Below are 21,258 nucleotides of genomic sequence, written 5' to 3'. Positions count from 1 at the left end.
CTCCTTGGGGTACGCAGGTCTGCGGGAGCGGTGGAGGTGGAGGCGGGGGTGGGACGCAAGGTGGTCATCCGGCCGGCGCGCTCCCGTCGTGCCGGGTGGGGTGGTCGATGCCGCGCGCGGACGCGGGGCGCGCCTCGGCTATGTGCGCCGGGTCCATGGGGGTCACGTCCATGTGGCCCACATCCATGGGGCTCACGTCCATGGGGCTCACGTCCATGGGGCTCACGTCCATGGGGCTCACGTCCATGGGGTGCGGCTTGGTCGTGGGGCCTACGTCCGTGTGGCGGGCGTCCAGCGGTGAGGCCGGGAAGGTGGGAGTGGTCTCGGTACGGGCCGGGTCGAGCAGCGGGTGCAGTGGGATGCGGGTCGCCCGCTCGCCGGACTCCGCCGCCGGCTCCCTGTGTGCGGACCCCGTGATGTGGTCCGGCTGGGTGTGGGCCGCCCCCGTGTGCTCGGAGTCCACGTTCTGCTGGGCCTCGGCCAGGCCGATGCCGCGCTGGAAGGCGGCCATCAGTCCCGGGTCGTGGCCGGCCAGGTGCTCGGAGTCCTGACGCGGCGCCGGGCCGTCCCGCAGCTGGGGCGCGATGTGTTCCTGGGCGCGGCGGCGCGGCAGTTGGGGCTTGCCCATGGTGCCGCGGATCGTTCCGGTGCGGGGGGCGGGCGCGGCGGCCGTGTTCTCCGCGACGCGGGCGCGCTCGTCGGGCCGGATGCCGGGCAGCGCCTCGGCCGGGTTGGACCGCCCCTCGTGCGAGCCGCGTACGGGCAGCGGGGCGGGAGGCCCGCCGTCCAGCGGGCCACCGTTCAGCGCACTGCCACCGGCGGGACCGCCGCCCGCCGGACCGCTGCCCCCTGGGCCGCTGCCCAACGAACCGCCACCCGCGGGACCACCGCCCGCCGAACTACCGCCCGGCGCCCCGGAGTTCGGCACCCCGGACGCATGCCGCGCACCCTCCTGCGGCTGGATCCCGCGCGGCGCGCGCGGCTCGGGCACGATGCGCCGCGCGCCCGTCTCGGGCCCGGGGGCGGGCGGTACGAGCGGCGCCGACGGCTGCGCGGACCGCGGCAGCGCGCCGAGACCCGCCACTCCTGCCGCACCCGCTGCCCCTGCCGTACCGGCCACCCCGCTCGCCCCTGCCGTACCCGTGGACCCCACGGCCCCCTGCACCTGCCCGGCGCTCCCGGGAACCCCCGGTGCCGAGCCCAGCAGGCCCTGCGGTACGATGAGGACAGCCTGCACCCCGCCGTAGATGTTGGTCTGCAGCCGGACGTTGATGCCGTGGCGGCGGGCGAGCTGCGAGACGACGAACAGGCCGATACGGCCGTCCGCGAGCAGGCTGGCGACATTGACCTGGTCGGGGTCGGCGAGCAGGGCGTTCATCTTCTTCTGCTCACCGACCGGCATGCCGAGGCCGCGGTCCTCCACCTCGACGGCGAGGCCGGAGGTGACGAGGTTGGCGCGCAGCAGGACCTGGGTGTGCGGGGCGGAGAACACCGTGGCGTTCTCGACGAGTTCGGCCAGCAGGTGGATGACGTCGGCGACGGCGTGGCCGCGCAGGGTGCCGTCGACGGGCGGCACGAGCTTGACCCGGGAGTACTGCTCGACCTCGGCGATGGCGGAGCGCAGCACCTCGGTCATGGAGACGGGATGGCTCCACTGCCGGCGCGAGACGGCGCCGCCGAGCACGGCGAGGTTCTCGGCGTGCCGGCGGATGCGGGTGGCGAGATGGTCGACGTGGAAGAGGCCCTTGAGCAGATCGGGGTCCTCCATCTCGTTCTCCAGCTCGTCCAGGATCGAGATCTCCCGGTGCACCAGGGACTGCAGCCGCCGGGCGAGGTTGACGAAGACCTCGAGCTTCTGCTCGCTGCCCGCATGGCTGGAGAGCTGGGCGGCCTGTACGACGGCGGTGACGGCGCCGTCGTGCGCACGGGTCAGGTCGGCGGCGAGCAGTTCGAGGTCGTCGGCGCCGTCGGGCGGTCCGCTGCGCGGCGTGCGCTGGGGCGGGGCGTCGCCGCGGCGCAACGCCTTGACCAGGGCGCGCAGTTCGGCCTCGCCGCGGGCGCTGCTGCGGCGCAGGACAGCGACCCGGTCGCTGACGGAGCGGGCGGCGCGGTCGGCGCCCACGACGGCGATCAGGATGCCCGCGAGGGTGACGGCCGCGGCGCCGGCCAGTACGCCCCACAGGGCGAGGCCGGGCCGTGCTCCGGTGGAGCGCACGGTGAACAGGACGGCCGCGCCCGCGCTCAGGGCCACCGCGATCGGCGGCAGCACCGCGAGCCGCATCAGCTGAGGCCGTATGTGCGCCTCGGGCTGCGAGGGTACGGGACGGGCTACCGGCCGTCCGTGCCGCCCGCCCTCGCGGCGGTCTGCGCGTGCGGCCGGGGCGCGAAGGTGAGACATCGAAGTCCTCGTCGTACTGGTCCGTCGGTGCCGGGAGCGCGGGCTGCGCTTTTCGGGCAGGTGTCGCCCGATGGACACTCACAGTAGTCGGCAACGCATCATGTGCGGTGGGCAGTTGACAAAGTCCCCCGCGCAGCGTCCCGCTCTGGTATGAGGCGTCGTACGACAGACCGATAAACCGAGCAGGCGCGCGATCCCGTCGAGGAAGGTATCGATCAGAGCTGGTCAGAAGCGGTCGCGGCGAACGAAAGAAGGCCGAGGAGCATCTGCTCCCCGGCCTTCGCCGGATGACCTTTTCTGCCCGGCGATCAACCCGCCGGGACCGTTCGAGGCGTTTCTACGCCCCCGGAAGTCCTCCCCCGAGAATCACTCACCGTAGCCATCCGGCCGTTCCGCGCGAGATCAGCCCTTCGGCTGGGTGAACCGGATGCTGTTGCCGAAGGGGTCGCGCAGGCCGCAGTCGATGCCGTACTCGCGCTCGGTGGGCTCCTCGGTGAACTCGACGCCCTTGGCCCGCAGTTCGTCGTAGGTCTTGCGGCAGTCGTCCGTGCGGAAGATGAGGTTGCCGCCCATCGCGCCCTTGGTCAGCAGGTCGCGCACCTGCTCCGCAATCTCGTCGGACAGCCGCGGCGGACCGGGCCGCTCCAGCAGGATCTCGCGGTCGGGCTGCCCGGGGACATTGACCGTGAGCCAGCGCATGAAGCCGAGGTCGGCGTCGGTGTTGACCTCCAGGCCGAGCTTGCCGACGTAGAAGTCGAGGGCCTCGTCCTGGTCGAGGACGTAGATCTGCGAGTGTGTGATTCCTGTGAACATGGACATCACGCTACGAGCCCTGCAGCGCGAAAACTTATCCAGAACTGCTCAGTCGGGCACCCGGGGCCGCTCCGTCACGCACTCGGCCGCATCCACGCCATCGTGAAGCAGGTGGGCACGTCCAGGGCGACGGCCCGCTTGCGGTACTCCCTCGGCGAGCTGCCGACGATGTCCCGGAAGGTGCGGCTGAAGGTGCCCGGGCTGCCGAAGCCGACCTCGAAGCAGATGTCGGTGATGCTGCGGTCGGTCTCCCGCAGCAGGAACATGGCGCGCTCGACGCGGCGCCGCTGCAGATAGCGGTGCGGCGTCTCGCCGAAGGTGGCCCGGAAGGTGCGGGCGAAGTGGGCCGGGGACACATGGGCGATCCGGGCCAGGGCCGGCACGTCCAGCGGCTGCGCATAGGCACGGTCCATCGCGTCCCGGGCCCGGAGCATGCGGCGGTTGGTCTCTTCGACGGCACGGCTCACAAACTCTGACACTACGCCGGTTTCAACAGCCTCTGTCAGGTTCCGTGATCCCGAGTTCCATGATCCCGAGCCCTCGGTGGCCGGACCCACACGCTGCGTGCATCCTGATAAGATCATTCCACTTGTCGACAGGCTGTCGGCACTTGATGCCGCGCACTCTGAACAACAGTCAACAACCGTAATCGGATGGCGTGTTGAGCTTGCGGAGGAACCAGGGAGCGACTCTCTGAGGTTCGCGAGCCGGTGGTAGCATCCCCCGCATCTGCGACCTTGATCCACTCACTTCAGGCGCTGACTTGAGGGCCGTCTGCTCGGCACGCCACCGCGCGTGAGCAGCCGGCATGCTGTGTCGCGGGTGCGTACTCGCGGGGGAGTGTATCCGTCTACGTCCGCATTTCATGCGCCGGGAAAGGTTTTCATGTCTCGAGACGCGCTTGCGTGGTGCCTGGTTGCGATGACGGTGATAGCCGTCGCCGCGATCGCGGTGCTCGTCGTCCGCAACAGGGCCCTGGGAAGAAAGAAGCGGCAGGCCGAGGACTCGCTGACCGTTCAGCTGAACGCCGCCAAGAGTCAACTGCTGCAGACCCAGGCAGAACTGACGAAGTACCAGAAAGAGTTCGACGGAACGATCCGTGAGGCCGAGGAGGCCTCGGAGGAGAGCACGAAGGCGGTTCTGAAGGGATCCGCCAGCTTCCTGCAGAGCCTTGCCGCCGAGCAGATGACCGTCCTGGAGCAGATCCAGCGCAAGTACGGCGGCGACGCGGTGCTCGGCGATCTTCTCGAAGTGACCCACGCCAACGCGCAGATGCAGCGCAAGGCACAGGGCATCGCCGTGCTGTGCGGTGCGCCGGTGGGACGCCGCAACCGGCCCGCGAGCGTCTACGACGTGGTGCGCAGCGCCCAGTCGCAGATCCGCAACTTCCGCCGGGTCGAGATCCGGCAACAGACCGGGGTCGCGCTGAAGGCCTCCGCCGTCACGCCGGTCGCGCTCGCCGTGGCCGAACTCCTCGACAACGCTGCCAGCTTCTCGCAGCAGGACGCCCCCATCGATGTGACCTTCCAGCGCATCCAGAACAACCTGTGCATCATGATCGACGACGGCGGCGTCGGCATGAACGACGAGGAGAAGCAGCGCGCGAGCGAACTGCTCTCCGGCGATGTCGTCCCGCGCCTGTCGCAGCTCGGGAACCAGCCGAAGTTCGGCTTCCCGCTGATCGGCCTGCTCGCCCGCCAGTACGGATTCCGGGTGGACGTCACCGGGGACTCCCGCTACGGCGGTGTCCGCGCCGTCGTCCTGCTGCCCGAGGGCCTGTGGACCGAGGAGCAGCCGTCCCCGGTGGAGCAGGAGCCGGTGAGCATCGCCCGCGTCCCCGAGAGCGGCACCACCCAGAGCCGGCCCCGCACGCTGAACGGGCTGCCCAAGCGCGCGTCCCGGCAGACCCCCGTCGCCGTCGCCTCCGACGACCGGGAGGAGCAGCCGCCACGGACGACCGAGGACTCCGGCCGTACCTCCGGCCGCAGCCTGGGTGCACTGGGGGCGCTGCAGCGAGGCACCCTCTCGGGCCGCAACCTCGACTCCTCGCCCACCGAAGGGTCCCAAGACGCATGACCACTGACCTCTCGTGGATGCTCGAGGACATCGTGACCAATGTGCCCAAGGCACGGCACGCTGTCCTGCTCTCCGCGGACGGCGTTCCGCTGGGGGCGTCCGAAGGCCTTGTCAGCAAAGACGTGCAGACCATTTCCGCCGCCATGGCGGGGATGCAGTCGCTCAGCCGGGCCACGTCCCACTTCATCGAGCCGGTGAGGGACCCGCGGTGGCACCAGACGATCATTGAGTTCTCCCATGGGTGGATCTTCCTCATCGGGGCCGGCGAGGGTGCCTATCTCGCCGCGGCCGCGGAGCCGGACGTCGACATCCAGCAGATCTCCTTCCGCATGCACCGGCTCGTCGCCCGGCTCGGCAACAACCTGACCTCACCGCCACGGGTGGACGCGGAGGAGTCGTCCGCGGACGGCGGCGCCTCGTCCCGGAGTCCGGCCGGCGACCGGGCGGGGCTGGTGCTCGCCGACCTCGACAAGGTGATCGCCGAGGTGCACGGCGCCCGGCACGCCGTACTTCTCGGTATCAACGGCCTTCCGCGGGGCGCGAGTTCGGGCATCAGCCGGAATCTGGTCGACACCATCTCGGCCGCCATGACGGGCATCCACGCCTACAGCCGCGTCACGTCACAGTTCACCGGGGTCCACGAGGACACCGGGTGGCGGCAGACGGTCATCGAGTTCCAGCACGGCTGGATCTTCCTGATCGCGGGCAGCAAGGGCCACCTGCTGGCCGCGGCAGCCGAACACGACACCGACATCGAGGAGTTCACCGCGCGTCTGCACGAGGTCGTGCCCAGATTGAGCGAGGAGCGGATATCGAGGGAGGGAGCACCCAGCGATGCCTGACGAGCACGACCAGGACGAGGAACCGGAACTGGAACTCACCTCGGCGTTAGTGCCCTTCTTCGTGATCACCAACGGGCGGGCGCTGCCTTCGGACCAGCAGTACGAGCGCACCGCCCTGGTGACCGCCCTCAAGGGCACCTCGGCGGCGGCGCGCACGCTGTCGCCAGAGGCCCAGGCGATCGTGGACCTGGTCGCCCACGGCTTCCTGTCCGTGGCCGAGGTGGCCGGCCACACCCATCTGCCGCTGGGCATCGTGCGCATCCTCCTGGCGCAGCTCGAGGAGAGCGGTCTCGTCCTCGTCAGAAAGCCCGTACCGCGGGCCGAGCCCACCGACCGAGAACTGCTCGGCGATGTCCTCGCTGGCCTGAAATCCAAATTCGGAGCGTAACCCGTGTACCTGGATCCAGACGTTGTGCGCTCGGTGAAGATCCTCGTCGTAGGTGCCTTCGGAGTGGGCAAGACCACCTACATCGGGAACATCTCCGAGATCGAACCCCTGCAGACCGAAGAAGAGATCACCGAGGCCAGCGTGGGGGTCGACGACCTGTCCCGCACGCCCGAGAAGACGACCACCACCGTCGCCATGGACTTCGGACGGCTCACCCTCAGCGACGAGCTGGTCCTCTACATCTTCGGCACGCCGGGACAAGAGCGCTTCAAGGAGATGTGGGAGGAGCTGTCCCGTGGAGCCCTGGGCGCGCTGGTCATCGTCGACCCCCAGCGGCTCGACGAGTCGTTCCCGGTCCTGGACCTGGTCGAGCGCTTCGGCCTGACGTACGCCATCGGCGTCAACCATTTCGAGGGCACCACCGCCTATCCGCTCGAGGAGGTCCGCGAGGCGCTGAACCTGCCCGCGGACACCCCCGTCGTGGGCTGCGACGTGCGCGACCAGCGTTCGGCGGCCCAGGCACTCATCACTCTCGTGCAGCACCTTCAGTCCCTACTCGACTAGGAGCCCGCCATGCACCAGCACCACGACAGCCAGCAGATACCGGCCGGTTGCCCCGCGCACGGCAAAGTCCCGCTGTACGGACCCCAGTTCGGCTCCGACCCCGAGGCCACCTACAGCCATCTGCGCTCCCTCGGTCCGAGCGCCGCCGTCGACATCGCGCCCGACGTCGAGGTCGAGCTGGTCACCAGCTACGACGCGGCCCTGTACATCCTGCAGAACCCCGCGTCCTTCGTCCGCGACTCGCGCCGCTGGAACGCCCTGAACGAGGGCCGCGTCCCCGCCGACAGCCCGGCCGTACCGATGATGGGCTACCGGCCCAACGCCCTGTTCAGCGACGGCGCGGCGCACGCCCGGCTGCGCCAGGCGGTCGTCGACAGCCTCGCCACCGTCAACGAACTCCAGCTGCGCCGCAAGGTCCAGCAGTCCGCCGAGTATCTGATCAGCCAGTTCAGTTCCGAGCCGGGCGGCCGGGCGGAACTGATGGAGTCCTACGCCCAGCCCCTGCCGCTGCTGGTCTTCAGCGACCTGTTCGGCTGCCCGCCCGAGCTCGGCGACCGTGTGATCGTCGGGATCAGCGGCATCTTCCAGGGCACGCCCGGGGCGGACGAGGTGCTGGGCACGGCGCTCGCCGAGCTGATCGCCCTCAAGCACCGTCAGCCGGGCACCGACCTGACGACGCGTCTGATGCAGCACCATGCGCAGCTGACCGACGAAGAGGTCCTGCACCAGCTCGTCACGCTGCTCTCCGGCGGCACCGCCCCGCTGGCCGCGGCCCTCGGCACCAGTGCCGCGCTGTATCTGAGCGAGGAGGCCCAGGCCGCGCTGCCCGTCGAGGAGGCCGTCTACCAGACCCTGTGGAACTACGCGCCGATCGCCAACTACGCGGGCCACTACCCCACGCACGACGTGGAGTTGGGCGGTAGGGTCCTCAAGGCGGGCAACCCGGTGCTGATCTCCTTCGCGGCGGCCAACACCGACCCCAAGCTGACCCAGCAGCGCGAACAGCTCAGCGCCAAGGCGCACTTGGCGTTCGGCGCGGGGCCGCACGCCTGCCCGGCCAAGGACCCCGCCTTCATGATCGCGGTGACCGCGGTCGAGTCCCTGCTGACCGGACTGCCCGATCTGGAGATGCGCGTCCCCTTCAAGGACCTGCAGTGGGCGGAGGGGCCGTGGAGCCGCACCCTGGTCACCCTGCCGGTCCGCTTCACCCCTCGCGCCCTCGCCCCGGCCGGCCCGGCACGGCCCGCCGGAGCCCAGCCGTCGGCACCGGTGCCGCAGCCCGCCGCGACGGTGGTGCCGCAGACCGAGACCCGGGCGGCAACGAGCCAGCCCCGGGGCCTGTTCAGCCGCTTCAGGGCTTGGCTTGGCGGTGAGTGACGAAGGTAACCCTCACCAGACCGACATTAGTGGATGTTTCAATCAGCGCATGGGTACGTATGGCGGCTGGTTTCCCAGGAAGGAGCCGTCATCGTGGTGGTCGACGCACGCCCGTCGCACGACCGTCGTTCAACCGTCAGCCTCTTCGCCCGTCTGCGGACGGCGGAGGGGCAGGCCGACCCGTTCCCCGTCTACTCCGACCTCCGGTCCATGGGGCCGGTCGCTCCCGCTCCCTGGGGCGGTCTGCTCGTGACCGGCTTCGACCTCTGTGACCAGGTGCTGCGCGACCGCACCTGGCTGGAGCCGGACAAGAACTGGCGCGAGAAGCAAGGCCCGCGCACGCGCTGGAACGCCCCCTCGTCGCGGGAGATGAGCAACACCCTGCCCGCCCTCAACCCCCCGGACCACACCCGCATCCGCCGGGCGGCCGGCACGTTCGGCCGCACCGCACTGAAACGGATCGGCCGGACGATCAGCCGGGCCACCGACCAGCTCCTGATCTCGCTGTCCGAGCAACTCCACCACGGCGAGGCGGACTTCGTCTCCACCGTGACCGAGGAGCTGCCCATCGCCGCGATCGGTGAGTGGCTCGGGCTGCCCACCGCCGACCACCCACGCCTGCGGGAACTGACCCACGATCAGGTCTTCACGCAGGAACTGCTGCCCACCGCAAGCCAGTTGGCCCGCTCCGACGCCGCCACGGCCGAACTGCGCGCCTACTTCATGGACCTGGTCCGCCGGCGGCGCCTGAAACCCGCCGACGACCCCGTCTCGCTGTGGATACAGACCTGGGACACCCTGGAACCCGACAGAGACAAGGCCGACCAGGCCGTGTACTTCCTGGCCCTGTTCTTCCTGCTGGCGGCCCTGGAGACCACCTCGACCCTGCTGTCGACGATGACGTTACGGCTCCTGGAGCACCCCCTGCACTGGGACCTGCTCGCCGCCAACCCCTCCTTCGTGCCGGCCTTCGTGGAAGAAACGCTTCGTTATGACCCGCCCACGCACGTGATCAGCCGGGTCGCCGCCCAGGACCGGGAAGTGGGCGGAGTCGAGATCGCCCAGGACGCCATGGTCCACCTGATGGTGGGAGCGGCGCACCGCGATCCCACCCGGCACGCGGACCCCGACCGCTTCGACCCCCAGCGCGGCAAGTTCGACCATCTCGCCTTCAGCAACGGCATCCACTACTGCCTCGGCGCGCCCCTCGCCCGCCTGGAAGCCCAGACCCTCCTCCTCCACCTGGTCAGACGCCTCCCCCGCCTCACCCTCGTACGACGCCCGTCCTGGGCGCCCCGAGTGGCGTTCCGGCGTCTGCTGAACCTGGACGTCGCCCTCGCATGATGGAACCCACCGATCCCCTCACCCGCCGTGTGCACAAAGCCGTGGCCGTCGACATCGACGGCCCGGTGCTCAGAGTCGCTCTCGACCCGGCCTCGGGAGACGACACACTCGGCACGCCCGCCCTCGACGACCTCCTCACCCTCCTCGACTACCTCCACCGGCGACCCGACATCCGTGTCCTCGTCCTGTCCTCCCTCGGCGAGAACTTCTGCCGGGGAGCCGACCGCGACGAGTACCGGGCAGCGCTGGAGGCGGACCCGAGCGGTGCCTCGCTGCGCCACATCGCGGACAAGGCCCAGCGGCTGTGCCAGGCACTGGAGACCGCGCACGTGATAACGATCGCCCGCCTGCACGGCGAGGTCATCGGCGCGGGCCTCGCCCTCGCCTCGTACTGCGACCTGCGCGTCGCCGCGGACAACAGCCGCTTCCGCATGCCGGAGGTGGGGCTGGGGCTGCCGCCCGCCTGGGGCGGAGCCATGGGCCGCCTCATCGCCGAGGCAGGCGCGGCAAACATCCGCGAACTGATGCTCACCTGCGACCGGTTCGATGCGACCACCGCCCTGCGACTCGGCCTCGTCCACAAGACCGCCCCCGTCGACGAACTGGACCGCGCCGTCGACGCCTGGGTGCGACCCCTCGTACGCCGCCGCCCGGAAGCCCTCGTCCTCACCAAGCGCATGCTGACGGGCTACACCCGCGCCGACCGCCTGGCTGACATGTCCCTGATAGACGCACACCTTTTGGCGGGCGCGATGGTGCAACGGCCATGAGCGAGCCGCCGGGATCGGGCTCGCGATCGCGGGTACGGCAGTGGGCGTCGTCCACTGGTCTCCTACGCGGCCGTAGGGATCGGGCGAACCCGGCGTCCGTGACTTCACGCGCCCGGGGCATCGCGCCTCGACGCGATCGAGCCCGTCTCCGTCTACACGGAGGCGGGCTCGCGCCGACCGGGCGGCTCCTCCCGAGGCGAGGGCCGACCGCCGCCGGCCGTACGCGGCGCGGTTCAGAACCCCGTAGCGTCTGCCGCCAGTCCGTCTCCGATGCGGCGGCCTCACCGCCCGGGCACCCCCCACGTACACGGACGTCAGCTGGGCAAGCTCACCCGACACAGCAGCCGTCGGCCACGCGCAGCGCGACTTGCGACCCCGTCACCATGTGCCGCGAGCCAAGCCGGAGGCCCCACCTGGGTCCGATGCGGCCGTACGACCGAACACACCCACGTACGCGGACCTCAACTGGTCACACTCCCCGACACAGCAGCCGTCGGCCCCCACACGGGTCGGCGCACACCCCGCGTCGCCTGCCGTGCCCCACGCCGGAGGCAAGGACCGCTTCAGCCGGCCGGCACCCTCTCAGGCTCCCCCGTGCCCTCCGTGGGCCCGTTCTGAGCCGAGTCGTTCGCGTCGGCCTGGCCCTTGGTGCCGCCGTCGGCGGAGGTCCTGATTGCCGCCTCTGTCAGGGCGTCCGTGGCGGGCCAGCCGCCGGTCGGGGCGAGGGCGACGGCGCGCCACCAGGGGGTGGTGGGGACCGTCTCGGCGGTGGGCTCGAAGGGCTCGCCGGGTACGGGTACGGCGACCCGGGAGCCGGTGGCGTGGCCGGCGGCCAGCGTGCCCTCGCCGGGCTCGGCCCACGGGTGCGTGGCCAGGTTGAACGTGGCCCAGTGGATCGGCAGCATCACGCCGTGGGGCCGGCCGCCCTGGAGGTCGAGGTGGGCGCGCATGCCCTCCTCGGGCGTCATGTGGATGTCGGGCCAGAAGTCGGAGTACGCACCGATCTGGATCATCGTGGCGTCGAACGGCCCGTGCTCGGCGCCGATCTCCTGGAAGCCGTCGAAGTACCCGGTGTCACCGCTGTGGAAGATCCGGTGCTCGGGCCCGGCGACGGACCAGGACGCCCACAGGGTGTGCTGGGTGTTGCGCAGGCCGCGGCCGCAGAAGTGGCGGGCCGGGGTCGCGGTCAGGGTGAGCCCGCCGACCTTGGTCGCCTCGTGCCAGTCCAGCTCACGCAGCCGGTCGGGAGAGACACCCCAGCGCTCCAGGTGCGCGCCGACGCCGAGGGGCACGGCGAACAGCGTGTCCGTGCCGGCGAGCGCCTTGATCGTGGGCAGGTCCAGGTGGTCGTAGTGGTCGTGGGAGATGACGACGACGTCCACCGGACCGAGGGCGGCCAGGGGCAGCGGCACCGGGTGCAGCCGCTTGGGCCCGACGAAGGAGAACGGCGAGCAGCGCTCGCCCCACACGGGGTCGAAGAGCACCCGTTGCCCGTCGATCTCGGCGAGCACGCTGGAGTGCCCCATCCAGGTCAGCCGCAGTCCGGTGGCGGGCGGACGGGCGATGTCGGCGAGCGTGGTGGGATGCACCGGCACGTTGCCCTCGGGGGCGCGCCGGGGGCGCTGCTCCTTGTCGAAGAAGACCTTCGCGAAGTCCACCGTAGAGCCGGACGGGCGGGTCCGGGCCGTGCCCCCGGGGTTTTGGAAGACCCCGTCCTTGAAGTGCGGCGATCTGCGGATGCGCGCGAGGCGCTCACCGCTCGGGTCCGCGCCGAAGGCCTCGGGCCGCAGCGCACGGAGCCCGGAGCTCAGGGAACGGGAACCGGACACGGTACCTCCAGGTGGAGTCGGTGAGTCATTCCATTATGGTCGGCTCCTCTGACAACACCGGCGTCGTCCGTGCGCAGCGTGCGCTTTCCAAGGAAAGCCCAAAGAAGCAGTCACCGGGTGAACCGCCGGCCGTCGGTGTCCATTCCTGCCCTCCAGCCCGTCGACAGGTGCTCTTGAAAGTCCTCGGCACCCCGGCTCCACCCCGATCACCCCCCGCGAGGAGATCGCATGACCGCCCCCTTGATGTCGCTCACCTGGACCGATCACCTCACCGGCCGCCAGGGCTTCCTGGTCGTCGACCGGCTGGTGCGCGGTGTGTCGAGCGGCGGTCTGCGCATGCGCGAGGGCTGCACCCTGGAGGAGGTCACCGGGCTCGCCCGCGGCATGACCATGAAGGAGGCGCTGCACTACAACCCCGAGGGCCGCTACGTCCCCCTCGGCGGCGCCAAGGGCGGCATCGACTGCGACCCCCAGGACCCGGGGGCGTACCCGCTCCTGGTGCGCTACCTGCGTGCCATGAAGCCGTACGTCGAGCACATGTGGACCACCGGCGAGGACCTCGGCCTCACCCAGGACCTGGTGGACCGGGCGGCCGCCGAGGCGGGCCTCGTGTCGTCCGTCCAGGCCGTGTACCCGCTGCTGGACGACGAGGCGACGGCCCGCCGCCGTCTCGCGGACGCGTTCGGGGTCGAGGTGGACGGCATCGGGCTGGACGAGCTCGTCGGCGGCTGCGGGGTCGCCGAGTCGGTGCTGACGGCCCTGGACCGGGCGGGCGTGCCGCACACCGGGACACGGGTCGCCGTGCAGGGCCTGGGCACGATGGGCGGCGCCACGGCCCGCTTCCTCACACGCGGGGGGCTGGTCGTCGTGGCCGTGGCCGACATCAAGGGCACGATCGCCAACCCGGCGGGTCTCGACGTAGAGGCGCTGCTCGCGGCACGGGACGCGTACGGCACCGTGGACCGCGCGGCGCTGCGCCCCGGCGACCGTGAACTGCCGGGCGACGCCTGGCTGTCGGCCGACGCGGAGGTGCTCGTACCGGCGGCGGTGTCGTACGCGATCGACACCGCCAACCAGGGCCGGGTGACGGCCCGTTGGATCGTGGAGGCGGCCAACATGCCCGTACTGCCCGCGGCGGAGCAGCTGCTGGCCGCGCGCGGGGTGACCGTGCTGCCCGACGTGGTGGTCAACTCCGGTACGAACGCCTGGTGGTGGTGGACCCTGTTCGGCGACATCGGCCCGGACGCGGACGAGGCGTTCGCGTACATCCGTCGCTCGATGCGCACCCTGGTGGAGCAGATGCTGGCCCGCGCGGAGGCCGACGGCACCACCCCGCGCGCGGCCGCGCATGCCATCGTTGCGGACCGGCTGCCGGTGATCGCGGAACGCTTCGGGTGGTACCGGTGACGACGCGGCGTCCTGAACACCCACGCGTCGATGCGCCATACCCTGTCGGGAATTGAGCCGGGTCGTCGGCGACAGCAGAGTCGAGGGGCATACGGAGCGCACCTACCCGAGGAGCAGCACCATGCCCGCCATCGACCCACAGGATCTCGCCGCCCGCTATGTGGCCGTGTGGAACGAGCCCGACCCGGAGACCCGCCGCAAGACGGTGCACGCTCTGTGGGCCGAGGACGGGGAGCACATCCTCCTCCCGCCGCAGCAGATGCACGACCAGGCGGTGAGTCTCGGCTTCACCTCCGCCGCCCTGGAGGCCAGGGGCCACGACGAACTGCACGCGCGCGTGACGCGCGCCTACGAGGAGTTCGTCGCGCCGGGCACCTATGAGTTCCGCGTCCACGGGACGGCTCGGCAGCTGCGGGACGCCGTCACGTTCCGCTGGGAGGGCTTCAACCGGATAGAGGGCCAAGTGACCGCAGGCGGCCGGAACTTCCTCATCCTGGACGAGACCAGCCGCATCCGCCTCGACTACCAGTTCCCGGACTGACCGAACCGACCGAACTGGCCGGATTGACCGGATTTACCGGACCGACCGACCACAACCGCTGCCGGTGGGCGGGCGTGGATAGGGTCGGGCGACATGACGGTTCAGACGGTGCAACTGTGTGTCCTGCTGTGGGCCCGGCCCGGTGCCGCCGAGGCCCTGGTCGCCTACGAGGACAAGGTGCTGGCCCTGCTCGGCGAGCACGGCGGCCGGCTCGTGCAGCGCGCCCGGGCCGACGGAGCCGACGGGCGGCCGGACGAGATCCAGCTGATCGAGTTCGCATCACAGGAGGGCTACGAGGGCTACATGGCCGACGCGCGGCGTACCGCGCTGGCCGGCGAGCGCGACGCGGCGATCGCCCGGACCGATCTGTACCCGGTCGAACTCGCCAAGTGACCACCTCGCCCGGCACCGCCCGTCCCGACGCAATAGGGTGCACGGGTGGCGAGAGTCCGGTTGAGTGTGGCCGAGCGGCGTGAGGAACTGTTGCGGGCCGCGATCGAGCAGATCGAGGTGCGGGGCGTGGCGGCGGTCAGGATCGCCGACGTCGCCTCGGCGCTCGGGGTGAGCAACGCGCTGGTGCTGTACCACTTCTCGACGAAGGAGAAGCTGGTCGCCGCTGCGTTCACGTTCGCGGCCGAGGACGATCTCGCACATCTGCGCAAACTGCTCGGCCGCCGTACGACGGCGCTACGACGACTGCGGTCGGCGGTGCGCTGGTACGCGCCGACCGGCCAGGCCAAGGGCTGGCGCCTGTGGATCGAGGGCTGGGCGGCGGCACTGCGCGAGCCCGCGCTGCAGGAGGTCACACGCGACCTCGACCGGCAGTGGAAGGCGGCGATCACCGAGGTCGTCACGGAGGGCGTGGCCGCAGGCGAATTCCACTGCCCGGACCCCCACGGCACGGCCCTCCGCCTGACGGCCCTCCTCGACGGCCTCGCCGTCCAACTGACCTCCTACACCGGCGCCGTCTCCCGCGCACGTGCCCAGCAATGGGTGGACGAGGCCCTGGCACACGAACTGGGCCTGCAACGAGCGGCATTGACGGCATCCGGGCGCTGAGCCCGCCCCCGGAGCGAGGACTCACACCGCCAGATCGTCTCGCCGAGCCGGACCACAGCACCGACCGTGACCGGGGGCTGGCCCACCGGGCGCGACCGCCCCTACCGGGGCCCGCAACGAGCAGCGCCGACGGCACCCGGAAGCCGGACCCGCCCGCAGCGAGAACCCACCGCGCCGAGCCGACGCACCGCGCCCAACCACCATGCCGACCACGGCCGGCAGGCCGGCCCGGAGCGGGCAGCGCTGGACGGCGTCCAGTGCGGCCGGACCCCCGTCCGGAGCTGGAGCTCATGCCCGCTTCACCTCGCAGGGCCGCCGGCAGGTCGGGCCGTCGGACCCGGTGGTTCTCACGCCACCGACGAGATCCGCATCCTGATGTCGTTCGGCGACAGGGTGCCCTTCGCGGTGACGTGGTCCCCGGAGGACTCCCCGCGCAGGCGGCGGCCGATCCAGGGGACCAGGTACTCGCGGGCCCAGTGGACGTCGTCGCGGCGGATCTCCAGGGTGCCGCGGCGTGGCAGTGGGGGCCAGGGCTGGTCCGGGTCGGCCGGGACCTCCAGGCCGAGGACCTGCCCGGCGCGCAGCGCCACGCGCGTGTGCCCCTCGGGCGAGAGATGGAGCCGGTCGCCGTCCCAGGCCCGGCGGTCCTGGACGCTCTTGAGGGACCACAGGTCGAGCACCGGACAGCCGTAGCGGTCGGCGATGGCCCGGACATGACCGTTGTACGTGGCGATCTTCCCGCGCAGATGCTTGAGCACGGGCACCCCACGGGTGTCGAACCCGGTCGTCACCATGACGGTGCCCGCGGCCTGGGTGAGCCGGGCGACGGCCCGCTCGAAGCGCTCGGCGACCTCGTCGGGGTCGGTGCCCGGGCGGATGATGTCGTTGCCGCCCGCACAGAAGGAGACCAGGTCCGGGGCCATTTCAATGGCCTGGGGCACCTGGTCCGCCACGATCTGGTCGAGCAGCTTGCCGCGTACGGCGAGGTTCGTGTAGCCGAAGTCGCCCTCGGGTCGCCGGTCGGCGAGGAGTACCGCGAACCGGTCGGCCCAGCCGACGAACGCCCCGTCGGGGCCGGGGTCGCCGACGCCCTCGGTGAAGCTGTCCCCCACCGCAACGTACGACCCGATCACTGATCTGCTGTCACTCTTCGAATCGTCTGCCACGTCGAGAAATGATCCACCTTCGAATGTGACCTACGCGACCGTAGGAAACGGCATGAAGGGGTTGACGGGCGGTGAGATAAGCCACTTCTAAAGTGTTCACCAAGCTCGGAATAACCCTCCGAGCAGGGATGTTGGAGCGTCAACCGCTCGGCGCACCACCGGACATACCGAAGGCCGGACCCGGGGATCGGGGTCCGGCCTTCGGTGGCGTGTCAGGCAGGTGGCTGGGGGGCGTCAGCCGACCGTGACGCCCTTCGAGCGCAGGTACGCGACCGGGTCCACGTCCGACCCGTAGTCGGGCGTGGTGCGGATCTCGAAGTGCAGGTGCGGGCCGGTCACGTTGCCGGTCGCGCCGGAGAGGCCGAGCTGCCGGCCCTCGGTCACGGCCTGGCCGGCCGAGACGGAGAGCTGGGACAGGTGGGCGTACTGCGCGTAGTGGCCGTCGGCGAGCTTGACGATGACCTGGTTGCCGTACGCGCCGCCCCAGCCCGCGGAGACGACCGTGCCCGCGCCGACGGCCTTGACCGGGGTACCAGTCGGGACGACGAAGTCGACGCCCGTGTGGTACCCGCTGGACCACATGCTGCCGGCCACCTTGTAGCCGGTGCCGATGGCGGAGCTGCTCACCGGGAGGGTGAATCCGTTGGCGCTGGTCGTCTTGGAGGCCTGCGTGGCGGTCGTCTTCTTGGCCGCCTTCTTGGGCGAGGACGCCTTCGGGGCGGCCGAAGACGCGGTCGTGTGCGACGACTTGGCGGCCGGCGCGGCCTTCTTGCCGATCGTCAGCTTCAGACCCGGGTGGATCATCGACGGGTCGTCGCCGACGGCCTGGCGGTTGTCCGAGTAGAGCTTCTTCCAGCCGCCGTTGACGTGCTGCTCGTCGGCGATCTTCGCGAGATAGTCGCCGACCCGCACCGAATAGGTGCGCACGCCGTTGTGGTTCGCGGCGCTCTTCTTCTCGGTGGTCTTCTTCTCGGCACCCGGAAGGGACTGGACGGCCTTTTGCGAAACCGACTGGGAAACGGAGTCCGCGGTGGCGGCGTGGGCGCCGGTGGCACCCATGAGCGGAAGTGCGAGTGCGGCGCCACCGGTTCCGGCGACGGCGATCGAGCGGGTGAAGCGCTGGGGCTTCTGACGGCGGTGCTTACCCTTCGCGGGCATGGCGAATTCCTCTCCGGCGCCTACGAGGTGAGCTGTCGGGTGCGAGCTGGAGATGCCCGGCCGCGCGTTTGACGCGGCTTTACCCCAAGCCGTTCCGGAGGCCGGAACAGGCGGTGATACCTGTGGGTCCCCCGCTCCTGCCGTTCACGGGTGAGTTGTGCGGGTACCGGGCGGCGGCAGGATTGGGCGTCCGTCCGGATTGGTGGCGAACGTAAGCGACGAAGACGCAAAGCAACAAGTGACGGTTCCCGGTGAATGCGTTTCTCTTGATCCCTTGTGGGAAATACCGGTGACCGTGCGTGAATTCCGGCTCCGCCTCCCTGCGTAAATCCCCTTGTAAAGCACGCGAATTACGTGAACATGACGGACCACGCACCGTCACGAATATGACGCTCCTCACCCACCCGTATCCCAGGAGCCCCTATTCGCGGGCGAGTTGGAAGGAAGCGGACAGAACGCTCAAGTACGACGTAGCCGGATAACCGTCGCGTCGAGGTCACCGCGCAAACCGGTCCGCAGGCCGTGATGCAGGAGGACGGCACCTCTGTGCACTTCGCCCGTTTCGCGGCATTCGTACGAGGCCTCGGGGTCAAGGCCGCGCAGGCGCAGTGCCGGAACCGGTTCGCCGTAGCTCTGCGCCTGGAGCCAGGCCAGGACGACCGCCTCGTCCCCGCGCACGTACTGCACGGCGCTCAGCCCGCCGCGCGGAGGCCGCAGCCGGTAGAGGTCGCCGCGCTGCACCAGGGGCCTGATCTCCTTGTAGCGGGCCACCCACTCCCCCGCCTCGGCCAGTTCCTCCTCGCTCCAGCGGGTGAGGTCGCCGCCCACCCCCAGCACACCGGCCATGGAGCTGACGAAGCGGAAGCGCAGCGAGCTGACCCGGCCGTTGAGCTGGATGTTGGGGCTGTCGGTGACCCAGGCGGCCATCACGCGCGCGGGGTGGATCTGGCTGAAGCCGTGCTGGATGGCGAGCCGGTCGAGCGGGTCGGTGTTGTCGGAGGTCCACACCTCGTCGGTACGGCTCATGATCCCCAGGTCGATCCGGCCGCCGCCGCCCGAGCACGACTCGAAGGCGACACCGGGGTGGGCCGCGCGCAGCCGGTCCAACAGGCCGTACAGGGCGCGGACATGGTCGATCCAGAGCCGCTGGGGGTAGGGCTCGCCGGGCCAGCCCGCGTCGGTGAAACAGCGGTTGAAGTCCCACTTCACATAGTCGATCGGGGCGCTGGACAACAGCCCGTCGAGCCGTTCCCACAGGTACTCCCGGACGTCCTCCCGGGCCAGGTTCAGTACGAGCTGATTGCGGAACTCCGTCCTCTTTCGTCCCGTTTGGAACTGAATCCAGTCGGGGTGCGCGCGGTACAGGTCGCTGTCCGGGTTGACCATCTCGGGCTCGACCCAGATGCCGAACTGCATGCCGAGAGCGTGCACATGGTCGGCGAGGGGCTTGAGGCCGTTCGGGAAGCGGTCCGGGTTGGGCGTCCAGTCGCCGATTCCGGCACGGTCGCTGGTGCGCTTTCCGAACCAGCCGTCGTCGACCACGAACAGCTCGACGCCGATCGCGGCGGCCCGCCGGGCGAGCGCCTCCTGCTGCTCCTCGGAGATGTCGAACTCCGTGGCCTCCCAGGAGTTGAACAGCACGGGCCGGTCCCGGTCCGCGTCCGGGATGACGTACGCGCGCTGGTACGCGTGCCAGGCGCGGCTCGCGCCGCCGAAGCCGCCGTCGCTCCACAGGCCGGCGAAGACGGGCGTCGTGTACGACTGGCCCGCCTCCAGGCGCAGCAGTCCCGAGTCGTCGTACCCCGCGCCGCCGGTGATCTGCACGCGCGCGTCCGGGAGCTGCGCCACGGCGATCCGCCAGGAGCCCGACCAGCCGAGCGCGCAGCCGTAGACCTCGCCGCTCTCCTCGGTCGCGTCGGTGTCGAGCGCCACCCAGGGCAGGTGCTGGTGCCCGGTGTGGCCGCGGCGGCTGCCGATGACCTTCTCACCGTAGGTGAGCGGGGCACTGGTCAGCCGGGACTCGGCGGCCCAGCGTCCGTGCAGCTGGGACAGGCGCCAGTCCTCGCGGTCGGGCAGGGTCCAGGTGGCGGAGTCGGCCCGCAACAGCTCCAGGGCCGGGCCCTCGTTGTCGACGGTCACCCAGCGCTCCACGACGTCGTGCCGCATCCGGTAGTGGAGGGTGATCCGCACGGCGTCGTCACAAAAGCGCAGGCGCAGCTCGCCGTCGTCACCGCCCTCGCCGCCCTCGGTGTCGTAGGCCTCGAAGCTCCACTGCGTGCCGCGGCGCTCGTCGGTGCGGACCGACAAGGCCGGCCGTACGAAGCGGGGTCCGCCCTCGACCGGGTACTCCTCGTGCCCGTCGAGCGGGGACTCGAAGGGCCAGTAGGCGGGCAGCGGCCGGGCGGCGAGAGCCTCGGCGTCGGCGAGCGCGATCCGCGGACCCCAGTGCAGATGCAGGAGTTCGTCGTCCTCGTTGAGATGCACGGCGTAGCTGCTGGCCCGCCCCGTCAGGAGCCATGTACGGCCGTTGTCGGCGATCTCCAGCATCCCAAGCCCCCCACACAGATCCGAACACGTGCGCTCAATCTGCAACATCATCAAGGGCCATGGGCCCTGGTCGCAACGCCTGTGGACAACTCATTGCCCAAGGAAACGCATGTCGTATGGTCGACAGAGCCCGTCGACGAGTCGCGCCGTTCGGGTGGAGTGGGAGGAGCACCCGTGACGCAGCAGATCCCGTCGACCGAACCGGAACTCGCAGGTGTCCGCAATTTCCGCGACGTCGGCGGCCTCCCGACCACGGACGGACGACGGGTGCGGTTCGGGGTGCTGTTCCGCAGCGGCCACCTCGCGCACGCGACGCAGGAGGACAGCGAGTTCCTGGCCTCTCTTGGCCTGCACACCGTCTTCGACTTCCGCAACGCGGCGGACCAGAAGCTGGAGGGCCCGGACGTCGAGCTGCCAGGCGTGCGCAATGTGAACCTGCCGCTGACCGACCCGGCGGACGGCGCCGAGTTCTGGAAGATGGTCCGCGACGGCGAGATCGAGCAGCTGCGCGGCATCCTGGGCGACGGTCGCGCCGCGAACCGGATGATCACCTCCTACCGCACGATCATCAAGGAGCGCACCGCCGAGCACGCGCGCGTGCTGCGCTCGCTCGCCGAGGACAGCGTGCCCGCGCTCATGCACTGCGCGGCGGGCAAGGACCGTGCGGGCCTGTCCATAGCCGTGACGCTGCTCGCGCTGGGCGTCGAGCGCGAGGCGATCGTCGCGGACTACCTGGAGTCGAACGCCAAGCACCGCCGTTACAAGGTGCGCCGCAGCAGCTCCTCCGCCGCGGGCTACTCCCCCGAGGTCATGGAGCTGCTCAGCCCCCTCTTCGAGGCCCGCGCCGAGTATCTGGCGGCGGCCTTCGAGACGATCGAGGAGACCTGGGGCGACGTCGACACCTACCTGGAGCAGGGCCTGGGCCTCACCCCGGAGCTGCGCGCGAGCCTGCGGGAGCGACTGCTCGACTGATCACGGC

19 protein-coding genes and 1 riboswitch are annotated in these 21,258 nt (G+C 70.6%); of the genes, 12 read left to right on the top strand and 7 right to left on the bottom strand.

All coding sequences use genetic code 11. The features are described 5' to 3' along the window. Positions 1–64 precede the first annotated feature (64 nt). From MQN93_RS04835 to MQN93_RS04825, 3 genes are all read right to left on the bottom strand, one after another. Entirely contained in the window at positions 65–2,398 is a 2,334-nt protein-coding gene (locus MQN93_RS04835; protein WP_242708435.1) for a sensor histidine kinase, read from the bottom strand. A gap of 402 nt (positions 2,399–2,800) precedes the next feature. Next, a complete protein-coding gene (locus MQN93_RS04830; protein WP_242708434.1) occupies positions 2,801–3,211 on the bottom strand; it encodes a VOC family protein in 411 nt (136 codons plus the stop codon). A 74-nt stretch (positions 3,212–3,285) separates the two neighbouring features. Further along, positions 3,286–3,678, bottom strand: coding sequence for a helix-turn-helix domain-containing protein (locus MQN93_RS04825; protein WP_242708433.1), 393 nt, complete (start codon positions 3,676–3,678; stop codon positions 3,286–3,288). A gap of 454 nt (positions 3,679–4,132) precedes the next feature. On the opposite strand from MQN93_RS04825, the gene MQN93_RS04820 reads away from it, so the two are divergent. The 7 genes from MQN93_RS04820 (at position 4,133) to MQN93_RS04790 (ending at position 10,572) form a co-directional block, all read left to right on the top strand. Beyond that, complete coding sequence (locus tag MQN93_RS04820) at positions 4,133–5,287, top strand: ATP-binding protein (RefSeq protein WP_242708432.1); 1,155 nt, start codon at positions 4,133–4,135, stop codon at positions 5,285–5,287. Beyond that, the gene (locus MQN93_RS04815) at positions 5,284–6,129 is read left to right on the top strand and encodes a roadblock/LC7 domain-containing protein (RefSeq protein ID WP_242708431.1); all 846 of its coding nucleotides are present in this window, start codon (positions 5,284–5,286) and stop codon (positions 6,127–6,129) included. Before MQN93_RS04820 ends, MQN93_RS04815 begins: the two co-directional genes overlap by 4 nt. Beyond that, the gene (locus tag MQN93_RS04810) at positions 6,122–6,517 is read left to right on the top strand and encodes a DUF742 domain-containing protein (protein WP_016431336.1); all 396 of its coding nucleotides are present in this window, start codon (positions 6,122–6,124) and stop codon (positions 6,515–6,517) included. Before MQN93_RS04815 ends, MQN93_RS04810 begins: the two co-directional genes overlap by 8 nt. Positions 6,518–6,520: 3 nt before the next feature. Further along, positions 6,521–7,081: a GTP-binding protein gene (locus tag MQN93_RS04805; RefSeq protein WP_242708430.1), complete on the top strand. Its 561-nt coding sequence runs from the start codon at positions 6,521–6,523 to the stop codon at positions 7,079–7,081. 9 nt (positions 7,082–7,090) lie between these two features. Next, the gene (locus MQN93_RS04800; protein ID WP_242708429.1) at positions 7,091–8,458 is read left to right on the top strand and encodes a cytochrome P450 family protein; all 1,368 of its coding nucleotides are present in this window, start codon (positions 7,091–7,093) and stop codon (positions 8,456–8,458) included. 93 nt (positions 8,459–8,551) lie between these two features. Beyond that, the gene (locus MQN93_RS04795; RefSeq protein ID WP_242708428.1) at positions 8,552–9,802 is read left to right on the top strand and encodes a cytochrome P450; all 1,251 of its coding nucleotides are present in this window, start codon (positions 8,552–8,554) and stop codon (positions 9,800–9,802) included. Further along, the gene (locus tag MQN93_RS04790) at positions 9,799–10,572 is read left to right on the top strand and encodes an enoyl-CoA hydratase/isomerase family protein (protein WP_242708427.1); all 774 of its coding nucleotides are present in this window, start codon (positions 9,799–9,801) and stop codon (positions 10,570–10,572) included. The genes MQN93_RS04795 and MQN93_RS04790 overlap by 4 nt, the downstream gene beginning before the upstream one ends. Before the next feature lie 563 nt (positions 10,573–11,135). Here MQN93_RS04790 and MQN93_RS04785 read toward each other — a convergent pair. Continuing rightward, positions 11,136–12,401, bottom strand: coding sequence for an MBL fold metallo-hydrolase (locus MQN93_RS04785; RefSeq protein ID WP_242708426.1), 1,266 nt, complete (start codon positions 12,399–12,401; stop codon positions 11,136–11,138). 228 nt (positions 12,402–12,629) lie between these two features. On the opposite strand from MQN93_RS04785, the gene MQN93_RS04780 reads away from it, so the two are divergent. The 4 genes from MQN93_RS04780 to MQN93_RS04765 all read left to right on the top strand — a co-directional run bounded on the left by MQN93_RS04780 (position 12,630) and on the right by MQN93_RS04765 (position 15,408). Further along, positions 12,630–13,808 carry a glutamate dehydrogenase gene (locus MQN93_RS04780; RefSeq protein ID WP_242708425.1) on the top strand — a complete coding sequence of 393 codons (1,179 nt, stop codon included), beginning with the start codon at positions 12,630–12,632 and terminating at the stop codon, positions 13,806–13,808. A gap of 121 nt (positions 13,809–13,929) precedes the next feature. Next, the gene (locus MQN93_RS04775) at positions 13,930–14,349 is read left to right on the top strand and encodes a hypothetical protein (protein ID WP_242708424.1); all 420 of its coding nucleotides are present in this window, start codon (positions 13,930–13,932) and stop codon (positions 14,347–14,349) included. Positions 14,350–14,442: 93 nt separating this feature from the next. After that, positions 14,443–14,742, top strand: coding sequence for a hypothetical protein (locus MQN93_RS04770; protein WP_242708423.1), 300 nt, complete (start codon positions 14,443–14,445; stop codon positions 14,740–14,742). Between the two features lie 45 nt (positions 14,743–14,787). Then, entirely contained in the window at positions 14,788–15,408 is a 621-nt protein-coding gene (locus MQN93_RS04765) for a TetR/AcrR family transcriptional regulator (RefSeq protein ID WP_308404244.1), read from the top strand. Between the two features lie 347 nt (positions 15,409–15,755). Here MQN93_RS04765 and MQN93_RS04760 read toward each other — a convergent pair whose 3' ends face one another. The 3 genes from MQN93_RS04760 to MQN93_RS04750 form a co-directional block, all read right to left on the bottom strand. Then, entirely contained in the window at positions 15,756–16,541 is a 786-nt protein-coding gene (locus MQN93_RS04760) for an SGNH/GDSL hydrolase family protein (protein ID WP_242708523.1), read from the bottom strand. A 267-nt stretch (positions 16,542–16,808) separates the two neighbouring features. Beyond that, positions 16,809–17,732, bottom strand: a complete 924-nt coding sequence (locus MQN93_RS04755) for a M23 family metallopeptidase (protein WP_016431347.1) — start codon at positions 17,730–17,732, stop codon at positions 16,809–16,811. Positions 17,733–17,736: 4 nt separating this feature from the next. After that, positions 17,737–17,904, bottom strand: a riboswitch (cyclic di-AMP (ydaO/yuaA leader). 287 nt (positions 17,905–18,191) lie between these two features. After that, positions 18,192–20,279 carry an alpha-galactosidase gene (locus MQN93_RS04750; RefSeq protein WP_242708422.1) on the bottom strand — a complete coding sequence of 696 codons (2,088 nt, stop codon included), beginning with the start codon at positions 20,277–20,279 and terminating at the stop codon, positions 18,192–18,194. 174 nt (positions 20,280–20,453) lie between these two features. On the opposite strand from MQN93_RS04750, the gene MQN93_RS04745 reads away from it, so the two are divergent. Then, a complete protein-coding gene (locus tag MQN93_RS04745; protein ID WP_242708421.1) occupies positions 20,454–21,251 on the top strand; it encodes a tyrosine-protein phosphatase in 798 nt (265 codons plus the stop codon). The last annotated feature ends 7 nt before the right edge of the window (positions 21,252–21,258 follow it).

Source organism: Streptomyces spinosisporus, assembly GCF_022698145.1.
GTDB lineage: Bacteria > Actinomycetota > Actinomycetes > Streptomycetales > Streptomycetaceae > Streptomyces > Streptomyces spinosisporus.
This window is presented reverse-complemented; position numbering and strand designations above follow the sequence as displayed.